The organism is Paraburkholderia sp. RL18-101-BIB-B, from assembly GCF_046026985.1.
GTDB lineage: Bacteria > Pseudomonadota > Gammaproteobacteria > Burkholderiales > Burkholderiaceae > Paraburkholderia.
Genome location: NZ_JARESV010000004.1, coordinates 380,280 through 396,982, shown reverse-complemented (window position 1 = coordinate 396,982; position 16,703 = coordinate 380,280). Strand labels below are relative to the sequence as shown.

16 protein-coding genes are annotated in these 16,703 nt (G+C 60.3%); 8 read left to right on the top strand and 8 right to left on the bottom strand.

Annotated elements, in window-relative coordinates:
• Positions 1-15: 15 nt before the first annotated feature.
• Positions 16-1,047 carry an L-threonine 3-dehydrogenase gene (gene tdh / locus P0D73_RS10195; RefSeq protein ID WP_408177595.1) on the bottom strand — a complete coding sequence of 344 codons (1,032 nt, stop codon included), beginning with the start codon at positions 1,045-1,047 and terminating at the stop codon, positions 16-18.
• Positions 1,048-1,060: 13 nt separating this feature from the next.
• The gene (locus tag P0D73_RS10190) at positions 1,061-2,260 is read right to left on the bottom strand and encodes a glycine C-acetyltransferase (RefSeq protein WP_132383410.1); all 1,200 of its coding nucleotides are present in this window, start codon (positions 2,258-2,260) and stop codon (positions 1,061-1,063) included.
• Between the two features lie 149 nt (positions 2,261-2,409).
• Here P0D73_RS10190 and P0D73_RS10185 point away from each other — a divergent pair, with 149 nt between their 5' ends.
• The 3 genes from P0D73_RS10185 (at position 2,410) to P0D73_RS10175 (ending at position 4,697) form a co-directional block, all read left to right on the top strand.
• Positions 2,410-3,048 carry a helix-turn-helix domain-containing protein gene (locus P0D73_RS10185; protein WP_408177594.1) on the top strand — a complete coding sequence of 213 codons (639 nt, stop codon included), beginning with the start codon at positions 2,410-2,412 and terminating at the stop codon, positions 3,046-3,048.
• 105 nt (positions 3,049-3,153) lie between these two features.
• Positions 3,154-3,552: a DUF2471 family protein gene (locus tag P0D73_RS10180; RefSeq protein WP_132383406.1), complete on the top strand. Its 399-nt coding sequence runs from the start codon at positions 3,154-3,156 to the stop codon at positions 3,550-3,552.
• Positions 3,553-3,614: 62 nt separating this feature from the next.
• The gene (locus P0D73_RS10175) at positions 3,615-4,697 is read left to right on the top strand and encodes a tyrosine-type recombinase/integrase (protein ID WP_408431235.1); all 1,083 of its coding nucleotides are present in this window, start codon (positions 3,615-3,617) and stop codon (positions 4,695-4,697) included.
• Positions 4,698-4,768: 71 nt separating this feature from the next.
• Here P0D73_RS10175 and P0D73_RS10170 read toward each other — a convergent pair whose 3' ends face one another.
• Positions 4,769-5,974, bottom strand: coding sequence for a DNA-binding protein (locus tag P0D73_RS10170; RefSeq protein ID WP_408431233.1), 1,206 nt, complete (start codon positions 5,972-5,974; stop codon positions 4,769-4,771).
• Positions 5,975-7,532: 1,558 nt separating this feature from the next.
• On the opposite strand from P0D73_RS10170, the gene P0D73_RS10165 reads away from it, so the two are divergent.
• Together P0D73_RS10165 and P0D73_RS10160 are read left to right on the top strand one after the other, a co-directional pair.
• A complete protein-coding gene (locus tag P0D73_RS10165) occupies positions 7,533-7,838 on the top strand; it encodes a hypothetical protein (protein WP_408431231.1) in 306 nt (101 codons plus the stop codon).
• A 244-nt stretch (positions 7,839-8,082) separates the two neighbouring features.
• Entirely contained in the window at positions 8,083-9,432 is a 1,350-nt protein-coding gene (locus tag P0D73_RS10160; RefSeq protein ID WP_040124205.1) for a replication initiation protein, read from the top strand.
• Between the two features lie 62 nt (positions 9,433-9,494).
• Here the strand turns inward: P0D73_RS10160 and P0D73_RS10155 are convergent, their stop codons facing one another.
• Positions 9,495-10,553, bottom strand: a complete 1,059-nt coding sequence (locus P0D73_RS10155) for a ParB/RepB/Spo0J family partition protein (protein ID WP_408284742.1) — start codon at positions 10,551-10,553, stop codon at positions 9,495-9,497.
• A 25-nt stretch (positions 10,554-10,578) separates the two neighbouring features.
• A complete protein-coding gene (parA, locus tag P0D73_RS10150; protein ID WP_012428795.1) occupies positions 10,579-11,241 on the bottom strand; it encodes a ParA family partition ATPase in 663 nt (220 codons plus the stop codon).
• Positions 11,242-12,285: 1,044 nt separating this feature from the next.
• Between parA and arsC the strand changes: the two genes are divergently transcribed.
• On the top strand, positions 12,286-12,645 hold the full coding sequence (arsC, locus tag P0D73_RS10145; protein ID WP_408177588.1) for an arsenate reductase (glutaredoxin): 360 nt from the start codon (positions 12,286-12,288) through the stop codon (positions 12,643-12,645).
• A gap of 41 nt (positions 12,646-12,686) precedes the next feature.
• On the opposite strand, the gene P0D73_RS10140 is transcribed toward arsC, so the two are convergent.
• Positions 12,687-13,673 carry a sulfonate ABC transporter substrate-binding protein gene (locus P0D73_RS10140; RefSeq protein WP_408431229.1) on the bottom strand — a complete coding sequence of 329 codons (987 nt, stop codon included), beginning with the start codon at positions 13,671-13,673 and terminating at the stop codon, positions 12,687-12,689.
• 229 nt (positions 13,674-13,902) lie between these two features.
• Here P0D73_RS10140 and P0D73_RS10135 point away from each other — a divergent pair, with 229 nt between their 5' ends.
• Positions 13,903-15,279 carry a GntT/GntP/DsdX family permease gene (locus P0D73_RS10135; RefSeq protein WP_132383392.1) on the top strand — a complete coding sequence of 459 codons (1,377 nt, stop codon included), beginning with the start codon at positions 13,903-13,905 and terminating at the stop codon, positions 15,277-15,279.
• A gap of 134 nt (positions 15,280-15,413) precedes the next feature.
• Positions 15,414-15,704 (top strand): DUF1272 domain-containing protein, encoded by a 291-nt coding sequence (locus tag P0D73_RS10130; RefSeq protein ID WP_408213618.1) that lies wholly within the window; start codon positions 15,414-15,416, stop codon positions 15,702-15,704.
• A 55-nt stretch (positions 15,705-15,759) separates the two neighbouring features.
• Here the strand turns inward: P0D73_RS10130 and P0D73_RS10125 are convergent, their stop codons facing one another.
• Together P0D73_RS10125 and P0D73_RS10120 are read right to left on the bottom strand one after the other, a co-directional pair.
• A complete protein-coding gene (locus tag P0D73_RS10125) occupies positions 15,760-15,963 on the bottom strand; it encodes a zf-HC2 domain-containing protein (RefSeq protein WP_132383388.1) in 204 nt (67 codons plus the stop codon).
• Positions 15,950-16,558, bottom strand: a complete 609-nt coding sequence (locus P0D73_RS10120) for an RNA polymerase factor sigma-70 (RefSeq protein ID WP_408431227.1) — start codon at positions 16,556-16,558, stop codon at positions 15,950-15,952. The genes P0D73_RS10125 and P0D73_RS10120 overlap by 14 nt, the downstream gene beginning before the upstream one ends.
• Positions 16,559-16,703: the final 145 nt, after the last annotated feature.

Here is a 16,703-nt window from a genome sequence, read left to right as displayed (position 1 = left end):
TCGGCGCGTGTTAACTCATGCGGCCGTCCAGTCGAGAATCACCTTGCCGCTTTCGCCGGAGAGCATCGTGGCGAACGCTTCCTGATAGTCGTCGACCTTGAAATGGTGCGTGAGGATCGGCGAGAGATCCAGGCCGCTTTGCAGCATCGCGACCATCTTGTACCAGGTCTCGAACATCTCGCGTCCGTAAATGCCCTTGATTTCAAGGCCTTTGAAGATGACCTGAGTCCAGTCGATCGCGGTCTGCGCGGGCGGAATGCCGAGCAGCGCGATCTTGCCGCCGTGGTTCATCGCTTCGAGCATGCCGGTGAAGGCGCTCGGGACACCGGACATTTCCAGCCCGACGTCGAAACCTTCGGTCATGTGCAGGTCCGCCATCACGTCGCGCAACGATTCGCGCGAGACGTTGACCGCACGCGTCGCGCCCATCTTGCGCGCGAGCTTGAGGCGATAGTCGTTGACGTCGGTGATCACGACATTGCGCGCGCCCACGTGTTTCGCGATCGCCACCGCCATGATGCCGATGGGTCCGGCGCCGGTAATCAACACGTCTTCGCCGACCAGATTGAACGACAGCGCGGTGTGCGTGGCGTTGCCGAACGGATCGAAAATCGCGGCGAGGTCGTCGGAAATCTCGGGCGGAATCTTGAATGCGTTGAATGCCGGAATCACCAGATACTCGGCAAACGCGCCTTCACGATTCACGCCGACGCCCACCGTATTGCGGCACAAATGCCGGCGGCCCGCGCGACAATTGCGGCAGAAGCCACAGGTGATATGGCCTTCGCCCGACACGCGATCGCCGATCGCAAAGCCGCGCACTTCCTGGCCCATTTCGACGATTTCGCCCACGTATTCGTGGCCGACATGCATCGGCACGGGAATCGTTTTTTGCGCCCAGTCGTCCCACTTCCAGATGTGAATATCGGTGCCGCAAATCGCGGTGCGCGTGATGCGGATCATCACGTCGTTGTGGCCGACTTCGGGTTTCTTGACGTCCGTGAGCGTGAGGCCGGGAGCGCGTTCGAGTTTTGCCAATGCTTTCACGTGCGCCTCCGTATTAGATGACACCGAGTTCACGGCCGACGCGCGCGAATGCATCCACCGCGCGGTCGATCTGTTCGGGCGTGTGCGCGGCGCTCATCTGCGTGCGAATGCGTGCGCGGCCTTTCGGCACGACCGGGAACGAGAAGCCGATCACGTACACGCCTTCCTTCAGGAGCGCATCGGCCATTTTCGAAGCGAGCTGCGCGTCGCCGAGCATGACAGGAATGATCGGATGTTCGCCGGGCACGAGCGTGAAACCGAGCGCACTCATCTTGCTGCGGAAGTGCGCGCCGTTTTCGCGCACGCGCGCGCGCAATTGCGCGCCTTCTTCGCTCGCCAGCAGTTCGAGTACTTTCAGCGAAGCGGCGGCGATGCTCGGCGTCAGCGTGTTCGAGAACAGATAGGGACGCGAGCGCTGACGCAGCAACTCCACGATCTCCTTGCGTGCGGCCACGTATCCGCCCGATGCGCCGCCGAGCGCCTTACCCAGCGTGCCGGTGATGATGTCGATGCGCGACAGCACGCCACAATGTTCCGGCGTGCCGCGCCCGTGTTCGCCGACAAAACCCACGGCGTGCGAGTCGTCGACCATCACGAGCGCGCCGTAACGGTCGGCCAGATCGCAGATGCCGGCGAGGTCGGCGATGATGCCGTCCATGGAGAACACGCCGTCGGTCGCGATCAGTTTGAAGCGCGCGCCGGCGGCCTCCGCTTCGATCAGCTTCGCTTCGAGATCGGCGAGGTCGTTGTTCTTGTAACGAAAGCGCTTCGCCTTCGAAAGCCGCACGCCGTCGATGATGCTCGCGTGGTTCAGTTCGTCGCTGATGATCGCGTCGTTTTCGTCGAGCAGCGTTTCGAACAGGCCGCCGTTTGCATCGAAGCAGCTGGAGTAGAGGATGCAATCGTCGGTCTGCAGAAACGCGGCGAGCGCGTGTTCCAGATCCTTGTGCACGGTTTGCGTGCCGCAGATGAAGCGCACGGACGCCATGCCGAAGCCGTCGTTGTCGAGACCTTGCTTGGCGGCCTCGATCAGGCGTGCGTCGCCGGCGAGGCCGAGGTAGTTGTTGGCGCAGAAGTTCAGCACGTCCGTCCCGTTAGCCAGACGAATGTCGGCCGATTGCGGGCTGGCGATCACGCGCTCGTTCTTGTAAAAGCCGTCAGCGCGAATCTGCTCGAGGGTGCCGCGCAGATGGGCGAGGTAAAGGTCACGCATGAACCAGACTCCTGAAAAGGGTGATAGCGCCCGTGTCAGCGTGTTCGGCATGTGCGACCACGAGGCGGCCTGTTATAGTCGGCTGTCAGTTTTATCGGATTTTTTCGTTTTTCCGAACTAAAATCCGGTATGTCGAACAACTCTAAACGATGGGTCAGGAAATGGCAAGTTCGGGTATCCGCCGCGCCGCGGCCAACGCGGCGCCCATCCCAGGCGCAACTTCGGTCCCGGCAGTCGCGGCGCCGCCGCGCGTCGGCGAACAGATTCAGCGTTTGCGCGCCGAACGGCGCATGACGCTCGACGATCTGTCGCGTGCGGCCGGCGTGTCGAAATCGATGCTCTCGGAGATCGAGCGCGACAAGGCCAATCCGACCATCGCGGTCGCCTGGCGGCTGACCAATGCGCTCGGCGTCAGCCTCGATTCGCTGTTCGCGCCACAAAAGACGCCGGAAGCGATCGCTGTCTCCGGGCCGCACGAGATTCCCACTTTGAGCGGGCACGACGCCAAGTATCAATTGCGAGTGTGGGGGCCGATCGAGCTGGCCGGCAAGTTCGAGTGGTACGAATTGACGCTGCAGCCAAGTGGGGCGCTGGTGTCGAACGCGCACGAACCCGGTACGCGCGAGCATCTGACCGTGCTGCAAGGATCGATCGAAATCGAGGCGGCCGGCACGACGAAACGGCTCAAGGCGGCGGACACCGCGCGTTATGTCGCCGACGAGCCGCACGCGATCCGCAACGCCGGCAAGGGCGAGGCGAAGGCGCTGCTGGTGGTGATTCACGGCTGATCTTCCGGCGCACCGTAACTAGTTGTTGGCGGAATCGGGACTTCGCCCGAGGTTGCATCCGACACTGTATATTTGTACAGTACAGGGTATCGACTGGAGCCGATCATGAACAAGCTGACAACCGACTCGACCGACCACGCTCTGGCCGCGCTGCGCTATCAAACCGCAGCGCGTGATCTCGAACACATTGTCCGCAATATTGCTGCGCGCTACATCGTGCAACAGGTGCCGCTCACCTGGCGTTTGCTGCATGCCATCGAAGCCGAAGCGCTGGCTGACCTCGGCTTCGCCAGCCGGCACGACGCGGTGATGCTGGGTCTTTTTCAACGACCGTCCGATTTGCCGTATCCGGAAACGGACGAGGCGGTGGACTTCGGCACGTCCACGGCACTGCCGGCGGTGTTCGCGTTCGCGGTCAGTGCTTATGAAGAAGCGGCACGGCGGGCTGCGCAGCCGTCGTCCGAGAACGCGCCTTTGAAACACGCGCGCGCTTGGGGCGACTGAATCCGGGCTGCATTTCCATCCGTTGCCACCTACAATGGGTGCAACTAACGGAAGAATAACCCATGTCACCTCCTCACCTGACCGACCCGGTCCCGCGTCCAGCGCCGTCCACGGATCTCTTCGATCAGCAACGTGAAGACTGGCGCCGCGACCCGCAAATCGCGTTCGACGCATGGCTAGCCAAACAACATTTCCGCCGTTCTTCCGCTGAAGTCTACCAGGCGCAGTGGGGGCTTTTTCTCGATTGGCTGAGCGCACGTCAAAAGAGTCTGGTCACGGTCGAAGCTCACGCGATTGCCGAATTCGTCGCCGGACTCGACGTCAAAAAGACTCAACGTGTGCGGTATTTGCGGCTGATCGAGCGAGTGCTCGATCATGTGCGCGAGATCGAATCCGCTTCGACCAATCCGGCGCGCTTCATTGCTCAGGATGGCGAAGCAGCGTGGCGAAACGCGCGCGATAACGAGCCGACCGGCTTTCTCAACCACGCCGAACGAACCGCATTGATCGCGCATCTGTTTTCGCCGTTGCCGGATTTGTCTGCGGCGCAACGTTGGCGGGAGCGGCGCGACCGCGCTTTGATCGCCGTGTTTTTAGGCGGCGGATTGAAAACGGGCGAGGCTGCTTCGCTTACGGTTAGTTGCGTGAATGTGGGATCACCTTGGGTAACAATCGAGTCGGCCAATCCGATGCTGACGCGGCGCACCCGGCTCGCACCTTTCGCCGCCGCGATTCTCGACGCTTGGCTCGCCGAACGGCGTCTGTCGGAATTGGCGGGTAATCTGGTTTTTCCCGCATCGCCTTCCGGACGTCCGATGCATAAAGCCACCATGCTGCGCGCGGTCGACGCCTTGATCGACGGAGCCGGGATCGCCGAGTCGCGAGCGTCGCGAGCCAGTCCGCAAACATTGCGCAACACGTTTGCAGCCGATCTGTTCGAGAGCGGGGTCGAGGCGGAACTGGTCGGGCAGTGGCTGGGGTTCGTGCAGGCGGTGTCGGCGAACCGTCTGTATCGCGCGTGGCAAAACTGGATGGATCAGCAGGATTCTCCTGCCGCAGAGGTGCCGGATCCGGCCGTTCCGCCGCTGCCAGCACCTAGGCGTGACGGGCGTTTGACAAGGAAAAGGGGAGACGCCGAGTCCTGAAACTCCTCACCTTTCGAGTCCCGAATTTCCTCACCTTTGGCAATTTGTCCGCTATTGCACCGCGTCAAACGTCACGCCGACGCCGCAATCGGGTCGCTCGACAGAAACCGGCTAACCGCCTCCAGCCTTGATTTGCCGAGACCCGATGAGTGATCGCACTCCGGACATTGCAGTTCAAAGCGGTGATCCACCTGCGACAGTTCCGGCTCACCTTCCTCACATTTTGGGCACCGCAGCGGCAGGGCGACATGACCATCCGCCGCCGTGCCGATCGCCCTTAATTCGTCACTTGTCAACCGGCCAGCGTCCACCAGCGAGCAGAGTAGACTCGCGATCGCCGGATCGATACCTTGCTGACCGCGCAGGACGGCGACCTCTTTCGTGAGCGAGTCTACTTCGTCGGATTGCTCGCGCAACTGAGCGTCGAGCCGGTCGCCGCGCGCCTTGGCCGCGGCGATTTGCTGAATAAACTCAAATTCTTTGCGGCTCGCTTCGCGCACCCCGGACTGATAAGTGCCCGCCATGCTGCGCAAGGAGTCGAGCTCGACTAGCATCGGCTTGACGCGCCGCTCGGCTTCGGCGACGGCGTCCTTGATCTGCTGCGCATAGTGTTCAGTGCTTTGGCGCAATTCGACGTGCAATGCGTCGATCCGGTCCCGGAGCGTTGCATTGGTCGCGAGTTCGGTGTCGAGCCGTTGACGAAGCGCTTCATTTTCGTGATCGAGTCGGCGCACCGTTGCCTGTAAACCCTCCTGGTGAGCATTTCCGTGTGTGGTTGTGCTCGACAACTCGGCTTCGAGCGCGCGAACACGTTCCCAGGCGGCCTCCGCTCGCAATTCGCTGCGCTTGATCGCGTCTTCCGATGCTTGCTGACGAATTTCCGCTTCTCGAGCGCGCTGGTCGGCGGCGGTGATCTGCGCGCGAATTTCCTCGCGCTCGTCGTCGAGCGTTGTGCGTGCATGAGCGACGGCTTCTTCGAAAAGTACGCCCAGCAATTCGCCGGCACGGTCTTCGAGTGCTTTCGGAATAGCGCCGGCGCCAACTTTCACGCGCGACACACTTCGGATGCGCTCCCAGAAGTGGTCGATGTCCTTAGGAATGTCGCTCGCGCTGCCGGTCTGGGTCAGATCACGAACGGTGGCCATGGAGGGCCGGATTCCCAGATCGAAAAACAGTCGCTTGCATGCATGCAGCGAAAGTTCTTGTCGCCGTGCCCCATTGGCTCGCAGAGCTTCAAGCTCGTTTCGAATGGATTGCCGTTCCTGATCCAGATTCATGTATACCTCGATGTCGCTCGAATTGGATGAATCATAACAATTTACGTACTGTTTGCTACGTATTTGTTGGGCTGGGACATGGATTCGAGTAAAGGCGTGTTTTGTTGCTAGAAGTGAGTCGGCGGATTTGCGCTAGCTGATTTTTTCCGTGAAACAAAACGAAGAATAGCCAATAAGGTCTTGTAAAGAAAGAGCTTTTAAAGATTTTACAGCGATCGTGCACTGTTTCACGAGCGCTTCATCATGGCTACTTTGGTTGGAAGGCTTTGTCCGAAGGACACGCGGGGAAATGCTAGAGAGTAATAAAAGTAAACACCTTTGAACCCATGTTAAAAACGTTAACGCCATGGCAAAGCCTTATCTGGCAAGGGTTCCAGCCCGGTAAGGTGAAGCTTTGCGGGAGAGGTGGTGAGGTCTTGCGGGAATGTCGAGTGATGAGGTTCGGGGGCCTCGGTGAGCGGGTCCGGGACAGAACGTGAGCGGGTTCAGGAGTCACCCCAAAAGTGCGGTGTGACCAAAGGTGAGATTTTGCAGGACCTGAATGACGTGGATCGCCCGGCGGCGCTCGAAAGTCTGTTCGAGAGTCGACCAGGGCGAAGGTGAGCGCTTTCGGGATGGATTCGTCCGCCCAATTTCGGCCTTATTTTGAGCTCGTTAACCCCATTGGTGAGTCAAGTCGGGAGAAAACGCGAACCGAAGGTGAGATTTTACGGGGAAGGGGTGGCATTTTTGCCTTATTTCTGTGCATTCCGGTGCCTAAGGTGAGAGTTTTCGGGAGCGAGGCTGCTTTTCGGGCTGAATCCAAAGTCGACGGCGATGAGTTGGTCGATCGCTGCCTGCCAACGGTGAGGAAATTCGGGAGGTCGGGTTTTGTGGCATGCGCCGTCCGTGAAATGCACCTGGTTTGGATCAAAGGTGAGGTTTTTCAGGAGTCGTTTGGGTGCTCGGCGATCGTTAAGGTGAGGAAATACAGGACCAAAATGGCTTCCATCGCCCGGAAAAGCCCTACCGACGCTGCCGAAGTCGTTTGCGTTTTACGGTCGCTGAAATCGAAAGGTGAGATTTTTCAGGACGGCGACGGCCGCGATCAAAAATGCCGGAATTCACCGAAATCGGCTTTGAGGTGAGATTTTACGGGAGCGTTCGCAGATGACGCGGCTAAACTGAAATCTATAAGATTATGAAATCATTGAGTATTTTCGATTGCTTTCGCAAAGGTGAGGTTTTTCGGGGGCTCTTTTTTAGGTGGTTTGGGGACCCTCAGATAGCCCTATGGTGAGGTTTTTCGGGACCGTTTTTCCGTGCTTTGGGAGTTCAACATGCCTGAAGGCCGCGTCGTTCCAAGCATGCCGCTAGCATTAAGGTGAGCTTTTTCGGGGGCTTCGAGAGTGTTGATTCGAACCCATCGAGTCAGGACGTCTTGGTCGACCACTGCCTATAACGGTTGCACAAGTGGCAGTGACAAGTGGCAGTGGCATCGATGCACGAAGCTCAGGCGGTGCCGATCTGGGCCGGGTGCACGGTTGGAAAGCTTGCGACGCCTGCGGAGAGATCCCGCGTGGGGCTGCTGCATCGCGTGAATGCATGGGCAGAGCTGCGTGCAGGGCGGGTCAAGAAAGCCGGCGACAGGCTTGTAGCCGTGCTCGGCGCGCTCTTCGCACAGCGGAGCACGCATGCGGAGGTGTTGCTTGTTAAGGTGGCGTCGATTCCACCGTTTGGCTTGTCAGCGTGGCACGCTTTGCGCCGGCGCAGCCCTCCCCTGCTGGCCAAATATTGCTCGAAGCTTGTTCACGGACTTGGTAGACCGCAAGTGCACCGGGTCGGCGGGCAACCCGTCAAAATTCTCGAAATTTTTTTGAGGTGAGAACATTCGGGATCAGATGGCGCCGGTTCGCGCCCGCTGCGGAAATGGTCCGAATTTGCCAGGCCCGCGACCTGCAAGGATGGCCCGAACCTGGCGCGAAACGGCTGAGGTGAGGGTTTTCGGGAGTTGCTCGAGGTGAGTCGCGCCTCGTAAACTCGCTTCACCCGCAACGGTGAGATGCACGCTATAGACGCGTATCACCGCAGCCGGTATGCTCTCGCCAAATCCCTCCTCGACCAGACGCATGGCCACGAAGCGCGCGAAGAAGACCGACGTAGTCAGCCCGAGCTCGGCCGAATTGCGCAAAGCCGTCGAGGCGATCGCGATTCAGCCTAAAAGCGGCAAAATCACGCTCCTTACCCGCAAACTGTTCAACGTGCTCCTCGCCGTGGCTCAGCAAGCGGACGAATCCGGCGACACGTATCGGGCCTTGCTGTCCGATATCGTCGCGAACTCCGCGTTTGATTCCAACGACACCGCGCTCGTCAAGGAGCACTTGCGGCGCATGGTGTCGGTGCAGGTCGAATGGAGCACCGGCACGTCCAGTCAGAAGCCGGGGCGGAAATGGGGTATTTCCACGCTGATTGCCGACGCGGAAATTCTCGAAGACCCCACCACCCGCCGTGTCTGGGTGGAATTCTCGTTCGCACCGAAGATCAAGAAGAAACTGCTCGATCCGGTTCAGTATGCCCGCTTGAGTCTCCAGTTCCAGAGCCAGTTGCGCAGCAGCGCGGGTCTCGCGCTGTACGAGATTTGCGTGCGCTACCTGACCAACCCGAGCCATCTGACGATGCGCGAGACGTGGGAGTGGTGGCGCCCTATCCTCTCCGGCACGCCCGACACGGAAGCGGGCGATGAAGCGAAGCGCGAGTACAAATACTTCAAACGTGATTACTTGCGCCCGGCCATTGCCGAGGTCAACGCCGTTACGAACATCTTCGTCGAACTGATCGAGCACCGGGAAGGACGCCGGGTCGCCGAGATCCAGTTTCGCGTGACCGAACGCAAGCAGCCGATGCTCGCGCTCGACGAACATCCGAACGTGTTCGACAGTACGCTGGTCGACCGGATGGTGAAGATCGGCATCCCGCTGAAAGAAGCGCAAACGCTCTACGCCGACAGCGAAGAAAATCGCATTCGCGCCGCGCTGCAGATGACCGAGCAACGCATGCGCAGCACGTCGTTGCCGCCGGTGCGCAGCGCGCCCGCGTTGTTCAAGGACGCATTGAAGAAAGGTTACGCGCCGCCGGTCGAAGCGTTGCCGTCGAGTGGTGGCGGCAAGGCTGCGGTTGCTGCGCCGGCCGACGACCTCAAGGCGCGTCTGCTCGGCGAGTACTCGGCGTATCGCCGCAAGGAAGCGCGCGAGTTGTACGACGAACAAGGTGAGTCCGAGCGGGAGATCGCGCGGCAGTCGTTTGAAGAAGATGAATTGCCGGGACTTGGCACGCACATGCGCGACGACTGGCGCCGCCGAGGGCTGGATTCGAAGATTGTCGAAACGGCATTCTTCGATTGGCTGGCTCGCAAGACCTGGGGCGAGCCGACTGACGGTGACCTGCTAGCCTTCACGCTGAGCCAATCGCGCGCGGCGTAATCATCTAGCGAGCGGGGCGCGGCTCTCGGCTGCCGCGTGCCCCATCTCTCTACTAGTCTTTCTTACTTCAACATCTTTTCAATCTGGCGAAGGATGTCGTCGCGCTTTTCACGCGTGAGCCCCTTCAGACGCAGTTCGATTCGATCATCCCCGTACGATTTGAGATCGCCGACCGACACACCGTCGAGTTTGATTTCCAGACGTTGCGCATAGCGTTGCCGGCCCGCTGGTTTGGTGCTTTCCTGAGCGCTCGCCCTCCCCTTGACGATGTCTGCGACTTGCCGCGTACTCAGATCGTCCGAGAGGATCTTGTTGATCAGACGCAGCGTTGCATCGGCGCCGCGGGCAGTGTGATAACGCCCCACCTGATACGCCATGTTCGAGCCGAAGCGGTCTGGTCGCGCGACCATCTCGTGCATGACGACCTCAGGCAATTTGGCAATCGACAAGGCGACTGCAACGGTCGACTCGTCTAGCCCGAGGTGTTCGGCGAGTTCCTTCTGACTCTGGAAATGGCGGTCGTCGAGAAAGCGTTTCCATACGACCGCGTTGTCGAACACCGTCTGCGAATCGCGCTGGACGTTGAGGTCGTAACCGAGCTTGTAGCTCTGGATACCGATCGGCAGATCGATGACGATCGCCTTGACCGTTTCCTTATTCGCTTCTTTCAGGGCCCGCACGCGTCGACCGCCATCGCTGACGTAGTAGGTGCCGGGATTGTCGTAATCCGGGATGACGTGAATCGCCTGCTGCTGCCCCTGCTTTGCCAGATTGACAGCGAGCTCGGCAATCGACGACTTCAGATAGAAGTGCCGCGGATTGAACGGGCTCGGCTTGATCGTCTTAAGCGCCAGCTCGATGACCTGGCCTGGCCGGTAGCCGTGCTCGTTGCGCCAGGTGCGGTAGGCCGCCGATTCATTGGCTGTGTCAACAGCGTCGACTTCGGCAACGCTCTGCGATGTCATGACGGGCGCGAGGGTACGCCCCGCCGCCTCGCTATTCTTCGGGTCATTCTTGACCAGTCCGTCGATAGCGTTCAGGCGATCGAGCGCAGTTCGCTTTTCGCTGCTGGTCGAATCAGGACGCGCTTGAAAGCCTTTGGCGAATTGGGAGGGTTTCATTCAGGGTCCTTTATGCGCATAAATTTCACGGGAGCAAGGCGGCGATCTCATTCGCGCATGCCCGTACTTCGATGGCGGCCAGCTTGGCGCCGCGATCATTCATCTGAAGCACTGTTTGCCCTAACGCCATAGCCTGCTTGTAGGCCTCGCGAGTCGGGATCTGTGTTTTGAGCAGCGGGAACCCGAGCTCTTCCAACGCACGCTTCAGTTCGCGCGTCAGCATCCGTTTCTCTTCGGTCTTATTGAGCAGGAAGACCGCACGCAGGTCTTCGTTCATGACCTGAGCCTGCTGGACAAGCTTCACCAGTCCGATACTCGACCAGTAGTCGGCGGGCGATGACGATGTTGGGATCACCGCGACGCTCGCAGCGAGAAGGACGACGCCGGACACTTTCTCGGTGATAGACGGCGGGCAGTCGACGACGATGATGTCGTAGTCAGACACGAACTTCTTGATCTCGCGATGGATCTGGCTGCCTGCTTCGGAGAGGTTGACGACTGGAAAGGGGATACCGGTGTCGCCGTCTGATGATGCACTGGCCCAGTGGATCAGCGTGTTTTGACCATCTGCGTCTACGACGAGGACGCGTTTGCCTTTCTCATGAAATGCAGCGCCGAGGTGCATCGCGATTGTGCTCTTCCCGACCCCGCCCTTCTGCTGAGTTACCGCGATGATTTCAGCTGCCAATCTTCACCTCCTCTTTTTAGACGCAAATGGATTTTACCTGGATGAATTTGTATTTCAATCGTTTTTGTGTAAACACGAGAAGGATTAGCCGTTCGGATAGGTTTATGCGCATAAAGGATGGAGGCGCGGTGATGGAGGCGCTGTTGAGGTTGAGAGAGGGTGCTGGGGCGATGTGCCGGCTGACCGGTTTGGCCTGCATGGCACCAATTCGATTGCGCTCGCGCCGTGTCCGGATCGCTGTCTTCATCAACGCGAGCGTTGTCGGCAACGTGACATGCGCTGCCGATGAACCCGTGATAGGTCGCCGGAACTGGCCGCAAGATTTATGCGCATAAAGCCCGGCAGCGGGCTCTGCCGTAACCGTGATTTGCGAGAGAGAGCCGGCCCGCAGTTCAATGCGTTGACACGATGATCGGTGCAATGAGCTACACGAGAGCCGAGTAGCGTAGGCACCAGCTAAACCCACGAGCACGGAGGACGCTTGTGCACAGCATGCGTAGATTGGAGGCTGCGCCGCATGAGAAATCCGACTATTGCGAAAAGTCGGTAGGACAGTTTATGCGCATAAACTGCGAAATTGAGCAATTACAAACAGGGGGGCGCCGTTCACCACTTAGCTCCTTTTAGCCGAGCCACTACGCCGCAAGTCGAACTAGCCGGGAGTTCATGGATCGTATGGCGTTCGGAAACTCGCCAAATCGCATTCACGCGCCGCAGGGGAGGTAATCCACAAAGACCTAGCATGGCCTGCCGCGCCCGATACCATTTCGCAGACGCAATTAACTCGGAAGTGAAGCGAACAGAAAAATACCTCTTCACGCGAAAGCCTAGCCGAACGTGACCATCACGCACGTCACGCGATTACGGTCATGTCTCGCCTTTCCTCTCCGAATCCACATCCACTAGCCTGCTTATCTCGCGACCTCGCCAATTCAAAAATCTCTACAGCACCGCCTCGCTCCGCCATCTCCCCACCCGCTAAAATCCCATCCAACGTGCGCCATGCACAAGCATCCCGCAACCACCCACACCACCCCAAAACCCATGATCACCATCTACCACAACCCCCGTTGCTCAAAATCGCGCGCCGCATGCGAGCTAATCACCACCACCTACAACAGCGCAAACGAAGCGACAGAAATCGTCGAATACCTGAAGCATCCGCTCACGGTCGAACAACTCAAGCGACTGAACGCACAACTAGGCTGCACAGTTCGCGAGATGATTCGTGACAACGAAGCCGAATACAAGGAACTGCAACTCGCCGACACCCCCTTGACCGACTCTCAGTTATACGAAGCATTGGAGAAACATCCTATCCTTCTGCAACGGCCGATCGTCGTGCGAAACGGGCGAGCGGTAATCGGCCGCCCGCCGGAAAACGTTGCCGCACTGTTCGCCTGAATGGCGTAGCAAGGCCAGCAAATCGAAGCTACGCCTGCAGACTAGACCTTGCTACCAGGCAACGCCGCATCCTTGGTAACGATCTTCGTCGGGATGATGCGCAGCTCGCTGAAGGTATCAGCGATACGTTGCTGTTCCGCAAGCACATTCGCATCGACAGGTTTATACACGTGCGCATAGTGCCGCAAGCCCGCTTCGATCACGCCGGCGTCGAGCCCCTGAATCGGCGCGAGTTGCGCGGCAGCCTCGCTGTAATGCTCCCGCACCCACGCGCCTTCTTTGCCCACTTCGTCCATCGTGATCGCGAGCACATCGGCGTTCTGTTGCGCGAACTGTCGCGCGCTCAGGAAGAACTGGTGATGGCTCACAATGCGGTCGGCATCCGCGAGCAAGCGCGCATTCGACTGCCGCTTCGCCGCTTCGAGGAACGGATCCCAGATCGCCCACGCATCGATCGCGCCGCGTTCGAAGGCGGCGCGCGCATCGGCGGGCGCCAGATAGACCGGCTGAATCTCGCTGTACTTCACGCCGCTTTTCTGCAGCGCGGCGACCAGAAACCAGTGAACATCCGAGCCTTTGTTGAAGGCGATTTTCTTGCCCTTCAGATCGGCCAGCGTTTTGATCGGCGCATCCTGATGCACGAGGATGCCTTCGGCATGCGGCGTCGGGACCTCATAGGCGACGTAGACGAAGTTCGCGCCAGCGGCCTGCGCGAACACGGGCGGCGCCTCGCCGACATAGCCGAAGTCGATGGCGCCGACATTCAGTCCTTCCAGCAACTGCGGCCCCGCAGGAAACTCGGTCCATTTGACGGTGATGCCCAGCGGCGCGAGCCGTTTTTCGAGCGTACCGTGCGCCTTCAGCAACACGAGCGTATTGGCGGCTTTCTGATGACCGATGCGGAATTCCTTGGCGTGCGCCTCGGCGGCAAAAGCGGACGCGGAAATGACGGGCAGCGTGGCGGCAGCGAGCGTTGCGCTCACGCCGGCAATGAACGCGCGGCGCGTGAGCAGCGGATGACGTGACATAACAGGGCTCGTAAAAAAGACGGACGCAAAACGGACCGATTGGCTCCGACGATAATTCGTCTGCAAGCCTGGACGAACCGATAAATTCGCATAAGCAAATCACGCGGACGGAACGAAGCACTGCGGCCTTCAAATCTGTCCGCGTAACTGCGTCGAATCTGAAGCGGTCGCTACAATTCGTCATCCGCGCCCGGCCGCGGCTGCGTCATTCGACAAAAAAAGGAACACCGTGCATCTGACGACAACACTCGCGCCGTGGTCATCCCACGACACCCAACTCATTCTGTCGTGCGTGCTCGGGCTCGCACTGATCATCGTTTTCATCAGCGTGCTGAAACTCGCGCCGTTCCTGTCGATTCTGGTCGGCACGTTCGCCGCGGGTTTCGCCGCCGGCCTACCGCTCGAGGCTGTCGCCAGCGCATTCAGTAAAGGCGCCGGCGCGCTGCTCGGCGACGTCGGCATCATCATTGCGCTCGGCGCCATGCTCGGTGCGCTCATGGCCGAATCCGGCGCCGCCGACCGGCTCGTCTCGACCATCCTTAAACACTCCACGCCTCGCACGCTGCCGTGGATGATGGCAGTCGTCGCGCTGATCATCGGCTTGCCGCTCTTCTTCGAAGTCGGCCTCGTGATGATGGTGCCGATCATCTTCGTGATGGCGCGCCGTTCGCAGCAGCCGATCCTGCGCATTGCGATTCCTGCGCTGGCCGGCATGACCACGCTGCACGCACTCCTGCCGCCGCACCCGGGTCCGCTGATCGCGGTGAGCGCATTGCACGCCGATCTCGGCCTCACGCTCGGTCTCGGTCTGATCGTCGCGATTCCCGCGGTGATTCTCGCGGGTCCGCTGTACGGCATCTGGTTGTCCAAGCGGATGCACGTGGTCGAACCGGAGGAAATGGGCAAGCTCTTCAGCGCCAAGGAAGACACTGGCGAGCCGCCGAGTTTCGCGATCTCGCTCATCACGATCCTGCTGCCCGTCGTGTTGATGCTAGGGCGCACCGTCGCCAAGCTGCTGCTTCAGCCCGAAACGTTCCTGTTCAACACCTTGAATTTCCTGGGTGAGCCGCTGGTCGCGCTCGGCCTCACCGTGCTGTTCGCCGTGGTGGCGCTGGGTTGGTCGCGGGGCATGGCGCGCGAGCGCGTCGGCGGCATTCTGCGCAAGAGCTTGCCGCCCATCGCCGCGCTGCTGCTGACCATCGGCGCCGGCGGCGGTCTCAAGCAGGCGCTCGTGGTGGCGGGCATCAGCTCGACCATCGGCAAGATCGCGGTCGGCGCGCACATGCCGCTGATTCTGCTGGCGTGGCTGATCGCCGTCGCGCTGCGCCAGGCGACGGGCTCGGCGACGGTTGCCACCACCACGACGGCCGGCATCGTCGCGCCGGTCGTCGCCGGTCTCAGCACGACGCACAATTCGCTGATGGCGCTCGCCATCGGCGCGGGTTCGGTCTTTTTCTGCCACGTGAACGATGCGGGCTTCTGGATGGTCCGCGAGTATTTCGGCCTGCAACTGAAACAGACGGTGCTGGTCTGGTCGGTGTTGCAGACGATCGTGTCCGTCGTCGGCCTCGCGCTCACGCTCGTGTTGTGGACCGTGCTGACGTGACCGCGCACCAGGCTCTCGCGGCGTTGGCAGGAATTGATGCGCGGCTGTCCATTCCGGGCGGCCGACGCCACTTACACTGCCTGGCAGGCGAGCAGCGGTCCCGCAGCTCGCTCCTCTGAAAACGCGGAGTCACCATGCTTGAACTGAGACCCTCCTGCGAAGGATGCGGCAAGTCACTGCCGCCGAACGCATCCGATGCCATGATCTGCACGTACGAGTGCACCTTCTGCGAAGTGTGTGCGCTCACTACGCTGCGCAACGTGTGTCCGAACTGCGGCGGCAATTTCCAGCATCGGCCGATTCGCACGCGCGCGCAGCTCGAGAAACATCCGGCCGGCGCCACACCGCATCCCGTTTCGATCGACGAAGCGTCGCATGCGCGTTTCTTCGAGCGCTACCAGAACACGCCGCCCGGCGAGCGCTAGACCAAGCGGCGCGCCCACGCATGCCGTGCCATCCAAGCATGACGCACAGCGCGCTTCAATCGTCGCTGTTCAACGCGCCCGGCGTCGCGATTCCGCTGACCGTATGCGCCGCCACGCGCAGCAGACGGATCTGTTTGCGATAGTTGCGGCAGCCGCTGCAGGTCGGCAGATGCAGCCGGATCGCGACCCATTCGCCGGTCGTCAACGAACGGTCGAGCGCGTCGGACAACAAGCGCGTGATGTGCTTACATTTCCCCATTCGCATCCTCGCTGGATAGGCCCTTTTCGCTCAGGCAAGTGCGCAAGCGCAGCCGCGCGCGGTAGATCAGCACGCTGCAATGATTGGCGGTCATCTGCAATTCGGCGCAAATCGCCTCGGTGTCGAGATCGAGGAATTCACGCATCATGAACACGCGTCCGATGTGCTCCGGCAAGTGTTCGAGGCACATCTCGAACAGGGCCCAGAACTGCTGCTGACGCAGCGCCGTTTCCGGCGTCGGCCAGGGACGCGGCTTCGTTTCGCGCGACCAGTGGCCGTTGTCCTTGAACAACTCGCGATCGAGCAAGGCTTCACCGTCGAGTTCGGATTCGAGCGCCGACAGGTTGATCGTGCGTCGCCGGGCACGCAGGGTGTCGACGAGTTTGTGCCGCAGGATGCCGAACACCCATGTCTTGTGTTCCGACTGTGCGGCGAATCGATCGGCATGCGTCCATGCCGCGGCGAGCGCTTCCTGAACGGCATCTTCCGCAGCGGCGGCGTCGCGCAATTGCAGACGGGCAAAACGCACCAGGTCGCGTCGCAATTGCGTCAGATAAACGGGATCGTCGAGCGCCGGGCCGCCTACTTGCGCCATGGACTGCCCCGCTGGCGCGATCCTGCCTGCCGCGCGTTTTTTCTCGGATCGTAGTGATTCATGAGCGGGTGATTTTCCTCGCACTGTGGCTGAGCGCGTGCGCCATTCTCCCGCGAGCGCCTGCGCAATCGAATCGGTATTGAAC

What these genes read in the sequence shown, in the direction of transcription:
- P0D73_RS10190 (WP_132383410.1), bottom strand. Translation starts at nt 2,260, where the DNA reads ATGCGTGACCTTTACCTCGCCCATCTGCGCGGCACCCTCGAGCAGATT.
- P0D73_RS10185 (WP_408177594.1), top strand. Translation starts at nt 2,410, where the DNA reads ATGGGTCAGGAAATGGCAAGTTCGGGTATCCGCCGCGCCGCGGCCAAC.
- P0D73_RS10180 (WP_132383406.1), top strand. Translation starts at nt 3,154, where the DNA reads ATGAACAAGCTGACAACCGACTCGACCGACCACGCTCTGGCCGCGCTG.
- P0D73_RS10175 (WP_408431235.1), top strand. Translation starts at nt 3,615, where the DNA reads ATGTCACCTCCTCACCTGACCGACCCGGTCCCGCGTCCAGCGCCGTCC.
- P0D73_RS10170 (WP_408431233.1), bottom strand. Translation starts at nt 5,974, where the DNA reads ATGAATCTGGATCAGGAACGGCAATCCATTCGAAACGAGCTTGAAGCT.
- P0D73_RS10160 (WP_040124205.1), top strand. Translation starts at nt 8,083, where the DNA reads ATGGCCACGAAGCGCGCGAAGAAGACCGACGTAGTCAGCCCGAGCTCG.
- P0D73_RS10155 (WP_408284742.1), bottom strand. Translation starts at nt 10,553, where the DNA reads ATGAAACCCTCCCAATTCGCCAAAGGCTTTCAAGCGCGTCCTGATTCG.
- arsC (WP_408177588.1), top strand. Translation starts at nt 12,286, where the DNA reads ATGATCACCATCTACCACAACCCCCGTTGCTCAAAATCGCGCGCCGCA.
- P0D73_RS10140 (WP_408431229.1), bottom strand. Translation starts at nt 13,673, where the DNA reads ATGTCACGTCATCCGCTGCTCACGCGCCGCGCGTTCATTGCCGGCGTG.
- P0D73_RS10130 (WP_408213618.1), top strand. Translation starts at nt 15,414, where the DNA reads ATGCTTGAACTGAGACCCTCCTGCGAAGGATGCGGCAAGTCACTGCCG.
- P0D73_RS10125 (WP_132383388.1), bottom strand. Translation starts at nt 15,963, where the DNA reads ATGGGGAAATGTAAGCACATCACGCGCTTGTTGTCCGACGCGCTCGAC.
- P0D73_RS10120 (WP_408431227.1), bottom strand. Translation starts at nt 16,558, where the DNA reads ATGGCGCAAGTAGGCGGCCCGGCGCTCGACGATCCCGTTTATCTGACG.